Below are 14,783 nucleotides of genomic sequence, written 5' to 3' on the forward strand. Positions count from 1 at the left end.
GCCTGATGCCGTCAGATCTGACGGTCCATCAGAAACATGGAGGGGTCATGACGGAACTGCCCCGCATCATCAGCGTCGACGACCACGTGATCGAGCCCGCCCACCTCTTCGAGACCTGGCTCCCGAAGAAGTACCGCGACCGCGGGCCCCAGCCCCTCACCGCCGGCATCGGGGAGCTCGCCTACGTCGCCGGCAAGTACCAGATCACGATGGACCCGGACGGCCCCCCGACCGACTGGTGGATCTACGAGGACCTCAAGTTCCCGTACAAGCGCAACATCGCCGCCGTCGGCTTCGACCGCGACGACATGACCCTGGAGGGCATCACCCGCGCCGAGATGCGGCGCGGCTGCTGGGACCCCGAGGCGCGCCTCGCCGACATGGACCTGAACCACGTCGAGGCCTCCCTCTGCTTCCCCACCTTCCCCCGCTTCTGCGGCCAGACCTTCGCCGAGGCCCACGACAAGGAGGTCGCCCTCGCCTGCGTGCGCGCCTACAACGACTGGATGGTCGAGGAATGGTGCGGCGACAGCGGCGGCCGGCTCATCCCGCTCTGCATCATCCCGCTCTGGGACATCGACCTCGCCGTCGCCGAGATCCGGCGCAACGCCGCCCGCGGCGTCAAGGCCGTCACCTTCTCCGAGATCCCCACCCACCTCGGCCTGCCGTCGATCCACTCCGGGTACTGGGACCCCTTCTTCGCCGTCTGCCAGGAGACCGGCACGGTGGTCAACATGCACATCGGCTCCAGCAGCCAGATGCCCGCCGCCTCACCCGACGCCCCGCCCGCCGTACAGGCCTCGCTCAGCTTCAACAACGCGATGGCCTCGATGATGGACTTCCTCTTCAGCGGGGTCCTCGTGAAGTTCCCCCGGCTCAAGCTCGCCTACAGCGAGGGCCAGATGGGGTGGATCCCGTACGCCCTGGAGCGCGCCGACGACGTCTGGGAGGAGCACCGCGCCTGGGGCGGCGTCCGCGACCTCATCCCCGAGCCGCCGTCCACGTACTACTACCGGCAGATCTTCTGCTGCTTCTTCCGCGACAAGCACGGGATCGCCTCCCTGGACGTGGTGGGGCGCGACAACGCCACCTTCGAGACCGACTACCCGCACGTCGACTCGACCTTCCCGCACACCAAGGAGGTCGCCCTCGACCACGTCCAGGGCCTCGACGACGAGACGGTCTACAAGCTCATGCGGGGCAACGCCATCCGCATGCTCGGCCTCGACCTCGACCGGGGCGTCGACTTCGGCCGGGCTGCCGACCTCGGGCGTGGTGCCGACCTCGGGCGGGGCACGGTCTGATGGACCTCTCCTGCACCGACGAGGAGGAGGAGTTCCGCGCCCGGCTCCGGGAATGGCTCACCGCGACCCTGCCCGGACTCCCGCCGAGACCCGACCCGCTGGACTGGCCCGGCCGCCGGGCGTACGACTGCGGCTGGCAGCGACGGCTGTACGACGCCGGGTACGCCGACGTGCACTGGGACGCCTCCCCGACCCAGCGGCTGATCTTCCTGGAGGAGACCGAACTCGCCGGGGCGCCCTACGTCGGCGCCAACTTCGTCGGCCTCCTCCACGCCGGCCCGACGATCGCCGCCGAGGGAACCGCCGAGCAGCGCGCCCGCTGGCTGCCGCCGGTCCTGCGCGGCGACGAGGTCTGGTGCCAGGGCTTCAGCGAGCCCGGCGCCGGCTCCGACCTCGCCTCGCTGCGGACCCGGGCGGTACGGGACGGGGACGCGTACGTCGTCACCGGCCAGAAGATCTGGACCTCGCACGCGGAGGTCGCCGACTGGTGCGAACTGCTCGTACGGACAGACCCCGACGCGCCCTCCAAGCACCGGGGCATCACCTGGCTCGCGATGCCCATGGACGCCCCCGGCATCACCGTACGGCCGCTGCGGACGCTCGCCGGCTCCACGGAGTTCGCCGAGGTCTTCCTCGACGAGGTACGGGTGCCCGTCGAGAACCGGGTCGGCGAGGAGAACGACGGCTGGCGGGTCACCATGGTCACCCTCTCCTTCGAACGCGGCACCGCGTTCGTCGGCGAGGTCGTCGCCTGCCGCCGCCTCCTCGGCGAACTCGCCCGCACCGCACGGAAGAACGGCACCTGGGACGACACCGTCCTGCGCCGCCGCCTCGGCAGGCTCTCCGCCGAGTTCCGGGCCCTGTGGCGGATCGTCCAGGCCAACGTCAGCGAGGCCCAGGCGACCGGCGGGGTGCCCGGCGCGGGCGGCTCCGTCTTCAAACTGCACTACTCGCACGCCCGCCAGGAGCTGTACGAGACGGCCGCCGCCGTCCTCGGCCCCGACGCGCTCGACCTCGGCCGCGACTGGACCCTCGACCGGCTGTCCTCGCTCTCGTACACGATCGCGGCCGGCACCTCCCAGATCCAGCGCAACATCGTCGCCGAGCGCATCCTCGGCCTGCCGAAGGGCCGGTGAACCCCGCCATGGACTTCCGACTCACCGAGGACCAGAAGGCCCTGCGGCGCGGTGTACGGGACCTCCTCGCGGGCCGGTTCGACCGTGAGGCGCTGCGGGCGGCGGTCGACTCCGGCGGGACCCTGGACCGCGACCTGTGGCGGGAGCTCGGCGCGGCCGGGTTCTTCGCGCTGCGCCTCCCCGAGGAGGAAGGGGGCGTGGGCCTCGGCCTTCCGGAGGCGGTCCTGGTGTTCGAGGAGGCGGGCCGGGTGCTGCTGCCGGGGCCGCTGGTCGCCACCCACCTGGCGGCGGGGGCGGTCCCGGGGGCGGCGGAGGGGGCCGTCGTCGTCACCGCCGTGGACGAAGGCCTGGTCCCGTGGCTGGACGAGGCCGACGTGGTGCTGGGGGACGCGGAGGGAGCCGTACCGATCCGGTCGGTCGATCCGCTGACGCCGCTGCACCGGGTCCCCGTGCCCGCACCCACCGGCGACGGGGGAGCGGCGGGTCTCGAAGCCGTCCTGCTCACCGCCGCCGAGCAGGTGGGCAGTGCGGAGGCCACCACCGGGGCGGCCGTCTCGCACGCCCGTGAGCGGGAGCAGTTCGGGCAGGTCATCGGGGGTTTCCAGGCCGTCAAGCATCTCTGCGCCGGGATGCTCGTCCGTACCGAGCTCGCCCGTGCCGCCGTCCGCGCCGCGTCCCTCACCGCCGACCCCGTCGAGATCGCCGGCGCCAAGCTCCTCGCCGACGAGGCCGCGACCGCCAACGCCCGCGACTGCCTTCAGGTCCACGGCGGTATGGGCTTCACCTGGGAGGCCGACGTCCACCTGCACCTCAAGCGCGCCTGGGTGCGGGCCGAGCTGCGCCTGCCCGCCGCGCGCGCCGAGGAGGCGGTGGCCGCCGGACTGTGACTCCCGGGTTCGCTCTCCGCGCCCGCCGGGTCACGGAATGTTGATATCTGGTTGTGTCCTTCGGCGGGGCCGTCACGGCCCGGAGTCGGCCTCCGCCTCCGGTACGCTCCGTGGGATGCGAGTGCTCGTTGGCCCGGATCGTCCCGGTGTCGCCCCTGAGGTGACTCCGGGTCCGGGAATGCGCGCCGCTCGCGCCCCGAGGAGGCGCTCCGCGCGCTCCTGTTCGACTCCCCGCAGCGTGCGTCGCACAGTATGGACTACGCGTACTCCTTCGCGCTGGAATATGCCCGAAGCGCTTGTTGCGGTGACTGTACGTCAACCATGCTGTCTCACAAGGGAATCACGTTCCGTAAGGGCGTCGATGGCTGTGAGGCGCGAGGCGATGTGTCCGCCGGTTCGGATGGTGTGAGCGGTGCAGGTGCTTCAGGTTCAGTTGGAGGTCGGGCCGGACCCGGCGGAGGTGGGGCGAGCCCGGAGGTGGGCCCGGTCACGGCTCGCCGGCTCGGGCATAGGTGATGACGAGCCGCTGGCCGAGACGCTGGTGCTGCTCATCTCCGAGCTCGTGACCAACGCCGTGGTGCACACCGGCTGTCCGGCCGTGCTGCGGATGCTGTTCGCGGCCGAGGGCGGCGTGCGCGTCGAGGTGGCGGACGCGAGCGACCGCCCGCCGCGGCCCCGGCACGCTCAGGGCGACGACACCAATGGGCGCGGACTGGAGCTGGTCGACGGCCTCGCGGACCGGTGGGGCTGGCAGCCCGAGGGCGCCGGCAAGAGCATCTGGTGCGAGGTGGACCCGGCTCCGGCCGCGCCTTCGCCGGGTCCGGGGGCGTCGGTGGCACCCGGCCGGGTGCACTGCTGACGGATCGCGGCCGGGTGGCGGGGGACGGTGCCGAGCCGTGCGCGCCGCCACCCGTCGTCGTATCGGTGCTCAGAGGACGGCGACGGGTGCCACCGGCGTGCCCGTACCGCCCACGAAGGGCTCGGGCATCGCGGCGAGCAGGAAGGCGTAGCGCCGCTCTTGTGCACAGGCTGTGGACAGGGCTTCCAGATTCCAGTTCTGTCCCTGGAGCATGCCCATCTCGACCAGGTCGAGGGCGTGCACGGGCAGCCACAGGTCCTCGATCTCCGGCGGGAAGATCTCGAAGGTGAGGGTGTCGTTGGCGACGGCCGCGACGTCCCGGGCGTGGAACCACTCCGGCGTGCGGATCGAGAGTCCGGGTGACGGGAAGGCGTATCCGTGCCGGTCGCCGGCCAGGTACGACTGCATCTGACCCGTGCGTACGAGCACGATGTCGCCGGACCGCACGGTCACCCCGCCGAAGTCGGCGGCCTCGTCCAGGTCCTCGGGTGTGACGGCGTGGTCGCCCGGCAGCCGGTCCAGGCCCTTGGCGGCGGCCACGTCGAGCAGGACCCCGCGGCTCACGAGGTGGCGGGCCGTGTGGATGCCGCTGAACTGGGAGCGGCCGTGCGGGGTGATGGTGGCGGCGGGGCGGCCGTTGTAGATGTGGCCCGAGTGGGAGACATGGGTCAGGGCGTCCCAGTGGGTGCCGGCCTGGAGGCCGAGGGTCACGGCGTCGTCGCTGGTGGCGACCGTGCCGGGGCCGAAGAGCTCCTGGTTGATCTGGACCATGACGTGGAGCGGGTTGACCCGGCCGGGGATCATGCCGGTCTGGACGCCGTCCTGCTTCAGGTCGACGGCGAGGGGGACGCGGTGGCCGGTGCGGACGGTGGCGACGGCCTCCCGTACGACCTCGTCGGTGACGAGGTTGAGGGTGCCGATCTCGTCGTCCTGTCCCCAACGGCCCCAGTTGCTGACGCGCTTGGCGATCTCGTGGAATGCGGCGGGCAGAGACATCGGGGCCTCCGGGGTCTTGTTTTCCGGTATCTGACGGACCGTAGAATCCTGACGACGAATAAATCTAACGGACCGTCAGAAACTGCGGGAGGGGCCGGGCGTGGGGAACTTCTTGGCTGGCAAGGTCGTCGCCGTGACGGGCGCGGGACGGGGCATCGGCCGCGCCGTGGCCCTCGCGTGCGCGGCGGAGGGCGCGAAGGTCGTCGTCAACGACTACGGGGTGTCCATCGAGGGCGGTGAACCGACCTCGGAGGTCGCGCTGTCGGTGGTGAAGGAGATCGAGGCGGGCGGCGGCACGGCGGTCGCGGTCGCCGACGACATCTCGACGATGGCGGGAGGACAGCGGGTCGTCGACGTCGCCCTCGCCGAGTACGGGCGCCTGGACGGGGTCGTGTGCGTGGCGGGCATCCTGCGCGAGCGGATGCTCTTCAACATGTCCGAGGAGGAGTGGGACCCGGTCGTCGCGACGCATCTGAAGGGCACCTTCACGGTCTTCCGGGCGGCCTCGGCGATCATGCGGCGCCAGGGGACCGGCACGCTGATCGGCTTCACGAGCGGCAACCACCAGGGCTCGGTGGCGCAGGCCAACTACTCGGCCGCGAAGGGCGGGATCATCTCCCTCGTACGGTCGGCGGCGCTCGGCCTCCACAAGTACGGGGTCACGGCGAACGCGGTGGCGCCGGTGGCGCGGACCCGCATGTCGGCGAACGTCCCGATGGAGCTCAAGGAGATCGGGGAGCCGGAGGACGTGGCCGCCCTCGTGGTCTACCTGCTCTCCGAGCGGGCCCGTGAGGAGAGGATCACCGGCCAGGTCTACACGATCGCCGGCCCCAAGATCGCGGTCTGGGCGCAGCCCAGGGAGCTGCGGGCGGCATACGCCGAGGGCGGCGCGTGGACCCCGGAGCGGATCGCGGACTTCCTCCCGGGGACGGTGGGGGTGGATCCGATGCCGATGCTGGCGCGCCTGGAGGAGATGGCCCGGGCCGCGGCGGCGGGCGACCGCCCCAACGCTGGCAAGGGTCCCGGCGCGGGCACGGGCGGCGACACGGGCAGGGGCGGCGCCACGGGCCCGGGTGGCGACACGGGCAGGGGTGGCGACCCTGGCACGGGCGGCCACGCGGGCCCGGGCGCGGGCAGCGGCAAGGCCGACACCGGGACGGGGAACGGCTCATGAGGGGTGTGGTCTTCGACGGGAAGCAGGTCGAGGTCGTCGCCGACCTGGAGGTGCGGGACCCCGGACCGGGCGAGGTGCTGGTCGGGATCGCGGCGGCCGGACTGTGCCACAGCGATCTGTCGGTCGTCGACGGGACCATCCCCTTCCCCCCTCCCGTCGTCCTCGGGCACGAGGGCGCCGGGGTCGTCGAGGCGGTCGGACCCGGGGTCGCGCACGTCGTCCCGGGCGACCACGTGGCCCTCTCCACCCTCGCCAACTGCGGGGCCTGCGCGGACTGCGACCGCGGGCGGCCCACCATGTGCCGGAAGGCCATCGGGATGCCGGGGCAGCCGTTCTCCCGGGGAGGGCGGCCGCTCTACCAGTTCGCCTCGAACTCGTCGTTCGCCGAGCGGACCGTCGTGAAGGCGGTCCAGGCGGTGAAGATCCCGCAGGACATCCCGCTGACCTCGGCGGCCCTGATGGGCTGCGGCGTCCTCACCGGCGTCGGGGCCGTCCTGAACCGGGCCCGGGTCGGGCGGGGCGAGACGGTCGTCGTCATCGGCACGGGCGGGATCGGGCTCAACGTCCTCCAGGGCGCGCGGATCGCGGGCGCGCTGACGATCGTGGCCGTGGACACGAACCCGGCGAAGGAGGAGGTGGCCCGGCAGTTCGGGGCGAGCCACTTCCTGACCTCCACCGACGGCGTACGGGAGATCCTCCCCACCGGAGCCGACCACGTCTTCGAGTGCGTCGGGCACACCGGGCTCGTCCGCACCGCGATCGACCTCCTCGACCGGCACGGGCAGGCGATCCTGCTCGGCATGACCGCGCCGAAGGCCGAGGCGAGCTTCCTGCCCGCCGCGATGTTCCTGGACAAGTCGATCCTGGGCTGCCGGTACGGCTCCTCCCGCCCGCAGCGCGACATCCCGCTCTACGCCGAGCTGTACCGCTCGGGCCGCCTCCTCCTCGACGAACTCGTCACCGCCACCTACCCGGTGGAGGACTTCGCGCGAGCGGTGGAGGACGCGGAGGCGGGCAAGGTGGCCCGCGGGGTCCTCACTTTCTGAGGGCGCGGTACGCCGCCACGGTCCGGTCCAGGGCCTCCTCGACCGGGGTGGCGACGGCGCCGAGCCGCTCCTCGACGAGCGCGGAGTCGACGACGAACGGCTCCGCGAACTCGTAGCGCATCTCGATCAGCTCGCGCACCGTCGGATTGAACGCGCCCAGCACGTACAGCGCCGCCGTCGGCATCCGGCGCAGACGGACGGATCCGGGGCGGCCGGTGGCGCGGTGGGCCAGGTCCACGAGCTCCCGGGTCGTGCGGGTGTGCGGGTCGTTGGGGAGGTGCCAGACGCGACCCGGGGCGTCGGGGTGGCGGCCGAGGAGGGCGAGCGCCTCCCCGATGTCGGGGATGTAGGTGTAGGTGTGCGGCTGGTCCGGATCGCCCAGGACGGTGGCGGTGCGCCCGGCGAGCAGGGCCGGGACGACCAGGTCGCCGAGGTTGGACTGGGCGCCGCCGTGCGGCCCGAAGTAGTCGGAGGCGCGCCCGATCGCCACCTCCACGCGACCGGCCCTGTGGGCGGCGAGCAGCTCCTGGGCCATCCGGCCCCGGAGCCCGCCCTTGCGGGTGGTCGCGGCGTCGGGCGTCTCCTCGGTGAACGGGCGGCCGCCGGGCGGCCCGTAGCTGTAGACGTTGTCCATCGAGACCATCCGGGCGCCGCTCGCCTCGGCCGCGGCGAGCACGCCGGCCTGGAGCGCCGGGAACTCCTGCTGCCAGCGGTGGTACGGCGGGTTGAGGGCCTGGTAGACGACGGCAGCCCCGGCCGCGACGGCGGTGGTGAACGCGGGATCGGCCGCGTCACCGGCCACCACCTCGACACCGTCGGAGACGTCGGCCCGCCCCGACCGGTTGACGATCCGTACGGACTCCCCCTGCCGGACCAGCGCCTCGGCGACGGCCGTGCCGACGGCACCGGAGCCGAAGACCACGTGACGGGGATGGGTGATGTGCTTCATGCGTCGACCTCGCGTCGGAAGCCCGGTCCGGTGGCCGGGCCGGGGTGGTGGCGGGCAGGAGTCCGTGGAACAGGACGCCGGGGAGTGCGGAGAGGATGCGCGCGCCGCGGAACGCGGTGGGGAAAACGAGGTGGGCCTCACGGGTGTACGTCGTTACGGTCCTGAGCATGTCCTATCGCGAGCTCGCCACCCGCCCCGTTCTCGCCTGGTCCGCCGTCACCGTCGCCGGTCGGCTCCCCATCGCCATGGCCCCCCTCGCCCTCGTGTTCCTCGTCCGGGAGCGCCCCGGCGGCTACTCGCTCGGAGCCGTGCTCGCCGCCGCGTACGTCATCGGCGAGATCGTCGCCGCGCCCGTCCTCGGCCTGCGGCTCGACGCCGAGCACGCCCGGCCGCAGCTCGTCGCCGGACTCGCCGTCGGGGCCGCCGGGTTCGCGGGGCTCGGGCTGCTGCCGGGCGCGCACCCCGTCGTGCTCGCCGCCCTCGCCCTGCTCGGCGGCGCCGGGCCCGCCGCCGTGCCCGGCGGGCTGCGCGCGCTCCTCACCAGCCTCGTCCCCGAGCGGGCCGTGACCCAGGCGATGAGCATGGAGTCGGTGCTGGTCTTCGCCATCTGGGCCGCCGCTCCCGCCCTCGTCACCGGCCTGGCGCTCGGTGTCGACCCCGCCGTGCCCCTGCTGCTCATGGCGGTCCTGCTGGGTCTGGCCGTCGCCGGGCTGTGGATGCTCCCGGCCGGCTGGCAGCAGGCGGCCAAGGACGACGGCGCGTCGACGCGGCGGGCGCTGCTCCGGGCCTGGCCTGTGTACGTCCTGGGGGCGGCCGGTCTGACGCTGCTCGCGCTCGCCGAGCTGATCCTGCCCGCGCTCCTCGAACAGCGCGGGATCGGCATCGGCTGGGCGGGTCTGCTGCTCGCCGGGTTCTCGATCGGCTCGGCGGTCGGCGCGTTCGCGTACGGCCTCCGGGCCGGCTGGCCGGGCACGCTGCCCGTCCAGTCCCTCGTCCTGGTCCTCGCGGTCGCCTCGGGCGTCGCCCTGGTGGCCGTACTGCCCTCGGCGGCGGCGATCGCGGTGGCCCTGGTGGCGGCCGGGCTCCTCCAGGCCCCGGCGAGCCTGGCCCGGAACCTGGCCCTCAGGGAGCTGCTGCCGCCGTCGGCGCTCGCCGCCGGCTACTCGGTCATGTACGCGGCGGTGGGCGCCGGTTACGCGGCCAGCGGCACCCTCGCGGGCGGTCTGCTCAAGGTCGTGGCGCCGTCCACGGCCATTCTCTGCGGGGTCGGTCTGACCGGCCTGCTCATCCTGATCGGCGCGGTGGGGGAGCGGCGGCTCGTCCGGGAGCGGAAGGCCGGCGACCGGGCCCGGCCCAGGCCTCAGGAAGCTGCCTCCGAGGGCGTGGACGTGGCCGTGCGGAACGTCCGCCGGTAGGACGTCGGCGTCACCCCGATCGCGCTCATCAGGTGCACCCGGAGCGACTGCGCCGTGCCGAACCCCGCGTCCTGCGCGACCCGGTCGACGGGCAGGCCGGTGGACTCCAGGAGGTGCCGGGCGCGTTCGACCCGCTGCTGGGTGAGCCACTGGCCGGGGCTGACGCCCACCTCGTCACGGAAGCGGCGGGTGAACGTCCGTACGCTCATCGCCTCCTTCTCGGCCAGGTCCCGCAGCTGGATCGGCTCGTGGAGATGGGCGAGGGCCCAGGCCCGCGCCGTGGTCGTGGTGTGGGTCCCGGCCTCCGGCAGGGGCCGCTCGATGTACTGGGCCTGACCGCCGTCCCGGTGCGGCGGTACGACGGTCCTGCGGGCGACGTCGTTGGCGACGGCCGTGCCGTGGTCGCGGCGCACGATGTGCAGGCACAGGTCGATCCCGGCGGCCACGCCCGCCGAGGTGAGGACGTCGCCGTCGTCGACGAACAGCACGTCCGCGTCGACCCGTACACGAGGGAAGAGCCGCTGGAAGTGCTCGGCCGAGGACCAGTGGGTGGTGGCCGGGCGTCCGTCCAGGTACCCGGCGGCCGCGAGCACGTACCCGCCGGTGCAGATGGAGACGAGCCGGGTGCCGGGCCGGATGTGGGCGAGCGCGGCGGCCAGTTCGTCGGTGAGGCGGCCCTCGTCGTAGACCGGACCGAGCTCGTACGAGGCGGGTACGACGATCGTGTCGGCGGTGGCGAGGGCCTCAGGGCCGTGCTCGACGTGGATCGAGAAGTCGGCGTCGGTGGGGACGGGGCCCGCGACCGGGGCGCAGGTCACGATCTCGTAGAGCCGGCGTCCGCCGGCGTCCTTCGCGCGGCCGAAGATGCGGTGCGGGATGCCCAGCTCGAAGGGGAGGAGGCCGGGCAGCGCGAGCACGGCGACGCGGTGCGGGGGCGGTTCGGACGACGGCGGCACGGGCGGTGCTCCCTCCGGAGATCGGTCGAAATTCAGTGGTGGTGTAGACCACGTGGTGGTAGGTCTACCTCTCCGTGACGGACAACACGTACAAGTCTGAGGCCGCCGAGCGGATTCCCGCCCCGGCCGAGCCGCCCGCGCTGTGGAACCGTAACTTCCGGCTCTTCTTCGTCGCCCGGGGAGTCGCCGTCTTCGGCGAGGGCATGGTCCCGGTCGCCTTCGCCGCCGGACTCCTCGGCGCCGGTCACTCCGGCGCCACCGTCGGCTACGCGCTCGGCGGCTGGACCGCCGCCTTCGCGCTCTTCGTGCTCTTCGGCGGCGTCCTCGCCGACCGCTTCACCGCCCGCCGCATGATGATCGTCGCGGACCTGCTGCGACTGCCCGGAGCGGCCGTCCTCGCCGTCGCCTTCACGCTCGGCGGCCCGCCGCTCTGGGCGGTCTACACCCTCTCCGTCCTCAGCGGCGTCGGCGCCGCCCTCTTCCAGCCGGGCGTCGCCTCGACCATCCCGCGGATCGCCCCCGACGTGCAGCGCGCCAACGCCGTCCTCCGGGTCGTCGAGGCTCTCATGATCATGGCGGGTCCGGCGGCGGCGGGCGTGCTCGTCGCCGTGTGGAACGCGGGCGCCGCCTTCGCCGTCAACGGCGCGACGTTCGCGGTCAGCGCCCTCTGCCTCACCCTGATGCGAATCGCCCCGATCCCCTCCGACTCCCTTCGGCGCGACTCCCTCGGCGCCGAACTCGTCGGAGGCTGGCGGGAGTTCAAGGCGCGGAGCTGGCTCTGGGGTGTCATCGCCATCTGGACCGTGTACGGGCTCACCGTGGCCGGCCCCATGGTGCCGCTCACCGCGAGCCTGGTCACCGGGGACCACGGCTCGGCCACGTACGGCGTGCTCATGGCCGTCAACGGCGCCGGCAGCGCCGTCGGCGGCCTGCTCGCCCTCCGGCTGCGCCCGCGCGCCCCCCTCGCGGCGGGCGCGGTCGCACTCCTCGGCCTCCCCGTGAACCTCGCGCTGCTCGGCCTGGGCGCGCCCGTGGCGCTGCTCGGCGCGGGCCAGTTCATCGGCGGCGCGGCTTTCGCGTTCTGGCTGGTGATGTGGTCGACGGCCGTGCAGACCCACGTACCGCAGGAGGCCCTGAACCGGATGCACGCGTACGACGTGGCCGGCTCGCTCCTGATGATGGGCGTCGGCCGGACCCTGTCGGGGCCGGTGGCGGCGGCGGTCGGCACGGAGGAGGTGCTGCTGGTGGGGGCGGGGATCGCGGTGCTCGTGGTGGGCGCGCTCCTCGCGGTCCGCCCGATCAGGACGCTGCCGAGGGTGTAGTTCTCGGCCGCCCGTGGCCGCGTGTCCCGATCCTTTGGAAACCTGTCATCCGGGCCAATGGTCGGGCTCCGGCCGGCCCGGAATGCTCGGTGGCATGGCCCAGACAACCGAGCGCGCGGTCCGCCCGTCCGACCGTCCCCCCGTTCGCACCCCGCGCGTCCATCGCGCCTGGTTCGTCGCGGCGGTCACCTTCGTCACGATCATCGGCGCGGCGGCGTTCGCGTCGCTCCCGGGCCTGCTGATCGAGCCGCTGCACGAGGATTTCGACTGGTCGCGGGGCACGATCGGCTTCGCCGTCTCGGTGAACCTCGCCCTCTACGGCCTCACCGCCCCCTTCGCCGCCGCCCTCATGGACCGCTTCGGCATCCGCCGGATCGTGGCGGTGGCGCTGTCGGTCATCGCACTGGGATCGGTGCTCACGGTCTGGATGACGGCGGCCTGGCAGCTCGTCCTCTTCTGGGGCGTGCTCGTCGGGCTCGGCAGCGGCTCGATGGCCCTCGCGTTCGCCGCGACCGTCACCAACCGCTGGTTCGTGGCCCGCCGCGGTCTGGTGACGGGCATCCTCACGGCGGCCGGCGCGTCCGGGCAGCTGGTGTTCCTGCCCCTGCTGTCCTGGCTGGTCGAGCACCACGGCTGGCGCCCGGCGGCCGTGACCGTGGCGCTCGCCGCGCTCGCGGTGGTCCCGTTCGTGTGGCTGCTGCTCCGGGACCATCCGGCGGACGTCGGACTCGCCCCGTACGGCGGGGAGTACGCCGACAAGCCGGCGCCCGTGACGGGCGCGGCCCGGCGGACGGTCACGGTCCTGTTCAAGGCGGCCCGGACCGGCCCGTTCTGGCTCCTGGCGGGCACGTTCGCGATCTGCGGGGCGTCGACGAACGGCCTGGTGAAGACCCACTTCGTCCCGGCGGCCCACGACCACGGGATGCCGGTGACGGCGGCGGCCGGACTGCTCGCGGTCATCGGGGTCTTCGACGTCGTCGGCACGATCGCCTCCGGCTGGTTCACCGACCGCTTCGAGGCCCGCCGGCTCCTCGCGGTCTACTACGCCCTCCGTGGCGTCTCGCTCCTCTTCCTGCCGATGCTGCTCGCCCCGTCCGTGCACCCGCCGATGCTGTTCTTCATCGTGTTCTACGGCCTGGACTGGGTGGCCACGGTCCCGCCCACCATCGCCCTGTGCCGCGAGCACTACGGCGAGGACTCGGCGATCGTCTTCGGCTGGGTCCTCGCCTCCCACCAGGTGGGCGCGGCGGTCATCGCGTTCGCGGGCGGAGTGGCCCGCGACGTCTTCGGCTCGTACGACCTCGTCTGGTACGCCTCGGGGGCGCTGTGCGCGGCGGCGGCGCTGATGGCCCTGGTGATCCGCCGACCCCCGAAGGAGGTGGTGCCGCTGGCCGGAGCATGATGGCTGCGAGGGGGTGATCGCGCATGGGCGGTCAGGACATGGGCGTGCGGGGAACGGACTTGCGGGCCGTGGACGAGCGTGGCGAGGGCCGCACGTACCTACGCATGCTGTGGGCCTCGGTGCTCGCGCTGGCCCTGGAGGGGGCGCTCGCCACGATCCTCCTCGTGGTGTTCGGGGACGCCGGGCAGCCGGAGCCGGGCGAGGAGCGCCTCAGCGCGCTGACCCTCCTCGCGCTCCCGTTCCTCGCGGTGTTCTTCCTGCTTCCGGCGTTCGCGGTCTCCGCCGCGCTCGTGCTGCCGGTCGTGCTCCTGGGCGAGGCCCTGACACGCCGGGCGGGCGGACGCCCGACGGGCTGGCAGCTGCTCCTGTCGACCGCCGCCGGAGCCCTGCTGTGGCCGCTCGCGGGCGGGCCGGGCTGGCTGGTGGCCACGGTGTGCCTGGCCGTGGCGGCGCTCGTCACGCGTCACGCTCGGCGGGGCTACTTCGTGGCGCTGCTGGTGTGGGGGACGGTCGCGGTGCTGACCGTGTTCCTGCTCGGCACCCTGGGCCTGTACACGGGCGCGATCGAGACCTGAGGCGCTTGCGCGCCGGGGCTTTCCCGACAGGGTGCTTCCGCACTGAGGCGCTTGCGCGTCTAGCCGCTGAAGCGCCCGAACCTCCCCCGGTGGAACAGCAGCGGATCCCCGTCCTCCTCCGCCCCCAGCGACTCCACCCGCCCCACCACGACCAGATGGTCGCCCCCGGTGTGCACGGCGGTGATCGCGCAGTCGATCCAGGCGGGCGCGCCGGCGAGTCGTGGGGAGCCCGTGACCGGGGCCGGGGTCCAGTCGACGCCCGCGAACTTGTCCGCGCCGCTGACCGCGAACGACCGGCACAGCGGACCCTGGTCGGCCCCGAGGACGTTGACGCAGAAGGTGCCCGCGCCCGCGATCCGGGGCCAGGTCGTCGACGTACGGGCGACCATGAAGGCGACCAGGGGCGGGTCGAGGGAGAGGGAGGCGAAGGACTGGCAGGCGAATCCGGCCGGTCCTGCCGTGTCGAGGGCGGTCACGATCGTGACCCCGCTCGCGAAGTGGCCGAGGACGCGGCGGAACTCGGCCGGGTCGACGGGCGGTCGCTCGTCCTCCCGTACCGCGCGCAGTACCGGCCGGGGCAGTGGTTCCACGGCCGTCGGCGAACCGGCCGCTCTCAGGTGTCGGACGACGGTGGCCGCCATCCCCGCGTGTCCCATCACACCGCCCATTGAACCTGACGGGTCGTCAGATGAACAGGGTGGGGACGGTGAAGACCCGGCGGGACGCCGGGCACGCGAGAGCCCCCGGGGCGGCGGCAGGACC

13 protein-coding genes and 1 pseudogene are annotated in these 14,783 nt (G+C 73.3%); 10 read left to right on the plus strand and 4 right to left on the minus strand.

Translation table 11 applies throughout. The annotated features are described in order from the left end of the window. Positions 1 to 47: 47 nt before the first annotated feature. The 4 genes from ACIP84_RS30130 (at position 48) to ACIP84_RS30145 (ending at position 4,186) form a co-directional block, all read left to right on the plus strand. Positions 48 to 1,304 (plus strand): amidohydrolase family protein, encoded by a 1,257-nt coding sequence (locus ACIP84_RS30130; protein WP_401802037.1) that lies wholly within the window; start codon positions 48 to 50, stop codon positions 1,302 to 1,304. Then, on the plus strand, positions 1,304 to 2,440 hold the full coding sequence (locus tag ACIP84_RS30135) for an acyl-CoA dehydrogenase (RefSeq protein ID WP_401802039.1): 1,137 nt from the start codon (positions 1,304 to 1,306) through the stop codon (positions 2,438 to 2,440). Before ACIP84_RS30130 ends, ACIP84_RS30135 begins: the two co-directional genes overlap by 1 nt. Before the next feature lie 8 nt (positions 2,441 to 2,448). After that, positions 2,449 to 3,327, plus strand: a complete 879-nt coding sequence (locus ACIP84_RS30140) for an acyl-CoA dehydrogenase family protein (protein WP_401802041.1) — start codon at positions 2,449 to 2,451, stop codon at positions 3,325 to 3,327. 412 nt (positions 3,328 to 3,739) lie between these two features. After that, on the plus strand, positions 3,740 to 4,186 hold the full coding sequence (locus ACIP84_RS30145) for an ATP-binding protein (RefSeq protein WP_355965903.1): 447 nt from the start codon (positions 3,740 to 3,742) through the stop codon (positions 4,184 to 4,186). A gap of 69 nt (positions 4,187 to 4,255) precedes the next feature. Here the strand turns inward: ACIP84_RS30145 and ACIP84_RS30150 are convergent, their stop codons facing one another. Continuing rightward, positions 4,256 to 5,182, minus strand: a complete 927-nt coding sequence (locus tag ACIP84_RS30150) for a cyclase family protein (protein WP_355965906.1) — start codon at positions 5,180 to 5,182, stop codon at positions 4,256 to 4,258. 100 nt (positions 5,183 to 5,282) lie between these two features. Here ACIP84_RS30150 and ACIP84_RS30155 point away from each other — a divergent pair. Beyond that, positions 5,283 to 6,206, plus strand: a pseudogene (locus ACIP84_RS30155) (SDR family oxidoreductase); the annotation flags it as partial. Between the two features lie 146 nt (positions 6,207 to 6,352). After that, positions 6,353 to 7,402 carry a Zn-dependent alcohol dehydrogenase gene (locus ACIP84_RS30160; RefSeq protein WP_401802044.1) on the plus strand — a complete coding sequence of 350 codons (1,050 nt, stop codon included), beginning with the start codon at positions 6,353 to 6,355 and terminating at the stop codon, positions 7,400 to 7,402. Here the strand turns inward: ACIP84_RS30160 and ACIP84_RS30165 are convergent. After that, on the minus strand, positions 7,392 to 8,351 hold the full coding sequence (locus ACIP84_RS30165; RefSeq protein ID WP_401802046.1) for an NAD-dependent epimerase/dehydratase family protein: 960 nt from the start codon (positions 8,349 to 8,351) through the stop codon (positions 7,392 to 7,394). The genes ACIP84_RS30160 and ACIP84_RS30165 overlap by 11 nt on opposite strands. 167 nt (positions 8,352 to 8,518) lie before the next feature. On the opposite strand from ACIP84_RS30165, the gene ACIP84_RS30170 reads away from it, so the two are divergent. Further along, complete coding sequence (locus ACIP84_RS30170; RefSeq protein WP_401802049.1) at positions 8,519 to 9,766, plus strand: MFS transporter; 1,248 nt, start codon at positions 8,519 to 8,521, stop codon at positions 9,764 to 9,766. On the opposite strand, the gene ACIP84_RS30175 is transcribed toward ACIP84_RS30170, so the two are convergent. Next, entirely contained in the window at positions 9,712 to 10,722 is a 1,011-nt protein-coding gene (locus tag ACIP84_RS30175; RefSeq protein ID WP_401802051.1) for a GlxA family transcriptional regulator, read from the minus strand. The genes ACIP84_RS30170 and ACIP84_RS30175 overlap by 55 nt on opposite strands. 74 nt (positions 10,723 to 10,796) lie before the next feature. On the opposite strand from ACIP84_RS30175, the gene ACIP84_RS30180 reads away from it, so the two are divergent. The 3 genes from ACIP84_RS30180 (at position 10,797) to ACIP84_RS30190 (ending at position 14,021) form a co-directional block, all read left to right on the plus strand. Continuing rightward, a complete protein-coding gene (locus tag ACIP84_RS30180) occupies positions 10,797 to 12,044 on the plus strand; it encodes an MFS transporter (RefSeq protein WP_401802054.1) in 1,248 nt (415 codons plus the stop codon). 94 nt (positions 12,045 to 12,138) lie between these two features. Further along, positions 12,139 to 13,446: an MFS transporter gene (locus ACIP84_RS30185; RefSeq protein ID WP_401802057.1), complete on the plus strand. Its 1,308-nt coding sequence runs from the start codon at positions 12,139 to 12,141 to the stop codon at positions 13,444 to 13,446. Positions 13,447 to 13,469: 23 nt separating this feature from the next. Beyond that, positions 13,470 to 14,021, plus strand: a complete 552-nt coding sequence (locus tag ACIP84_RS30190) for a hypothetical protein (protein ID WP_401802059.1) — start codon at positions 13,470 to 13,472, stop codon at positions 14,019 to 14,021. Positions 14,022 to 14,080: 59 nt separating this feature from the next. Here ACIP84_RS30190 and ACIP84_RS30195 read toward each other — a convergent pair whose 3' ends face one another. Next, a complete protein-coding gene (locus ACIP84_RS30195; RefSeq protein ID WP_355965932.1) occupies positions 14,081 to 14,689 on the minus strand; it encodes a flavin reductase family protein in 609 nt (202 codons plus the stop codon). Positions 14,690 to 14,783: the final 94 nt, after the last annotated feature.

The organism is Streptomyces sp. NPDC088707, assembly GCF_044752725.1.
Classification (GTDB): Bacteria; Actinomycetota; Actinomycetes; order Streptomycetales; family Streptomycetaceae; genus Streptomyces.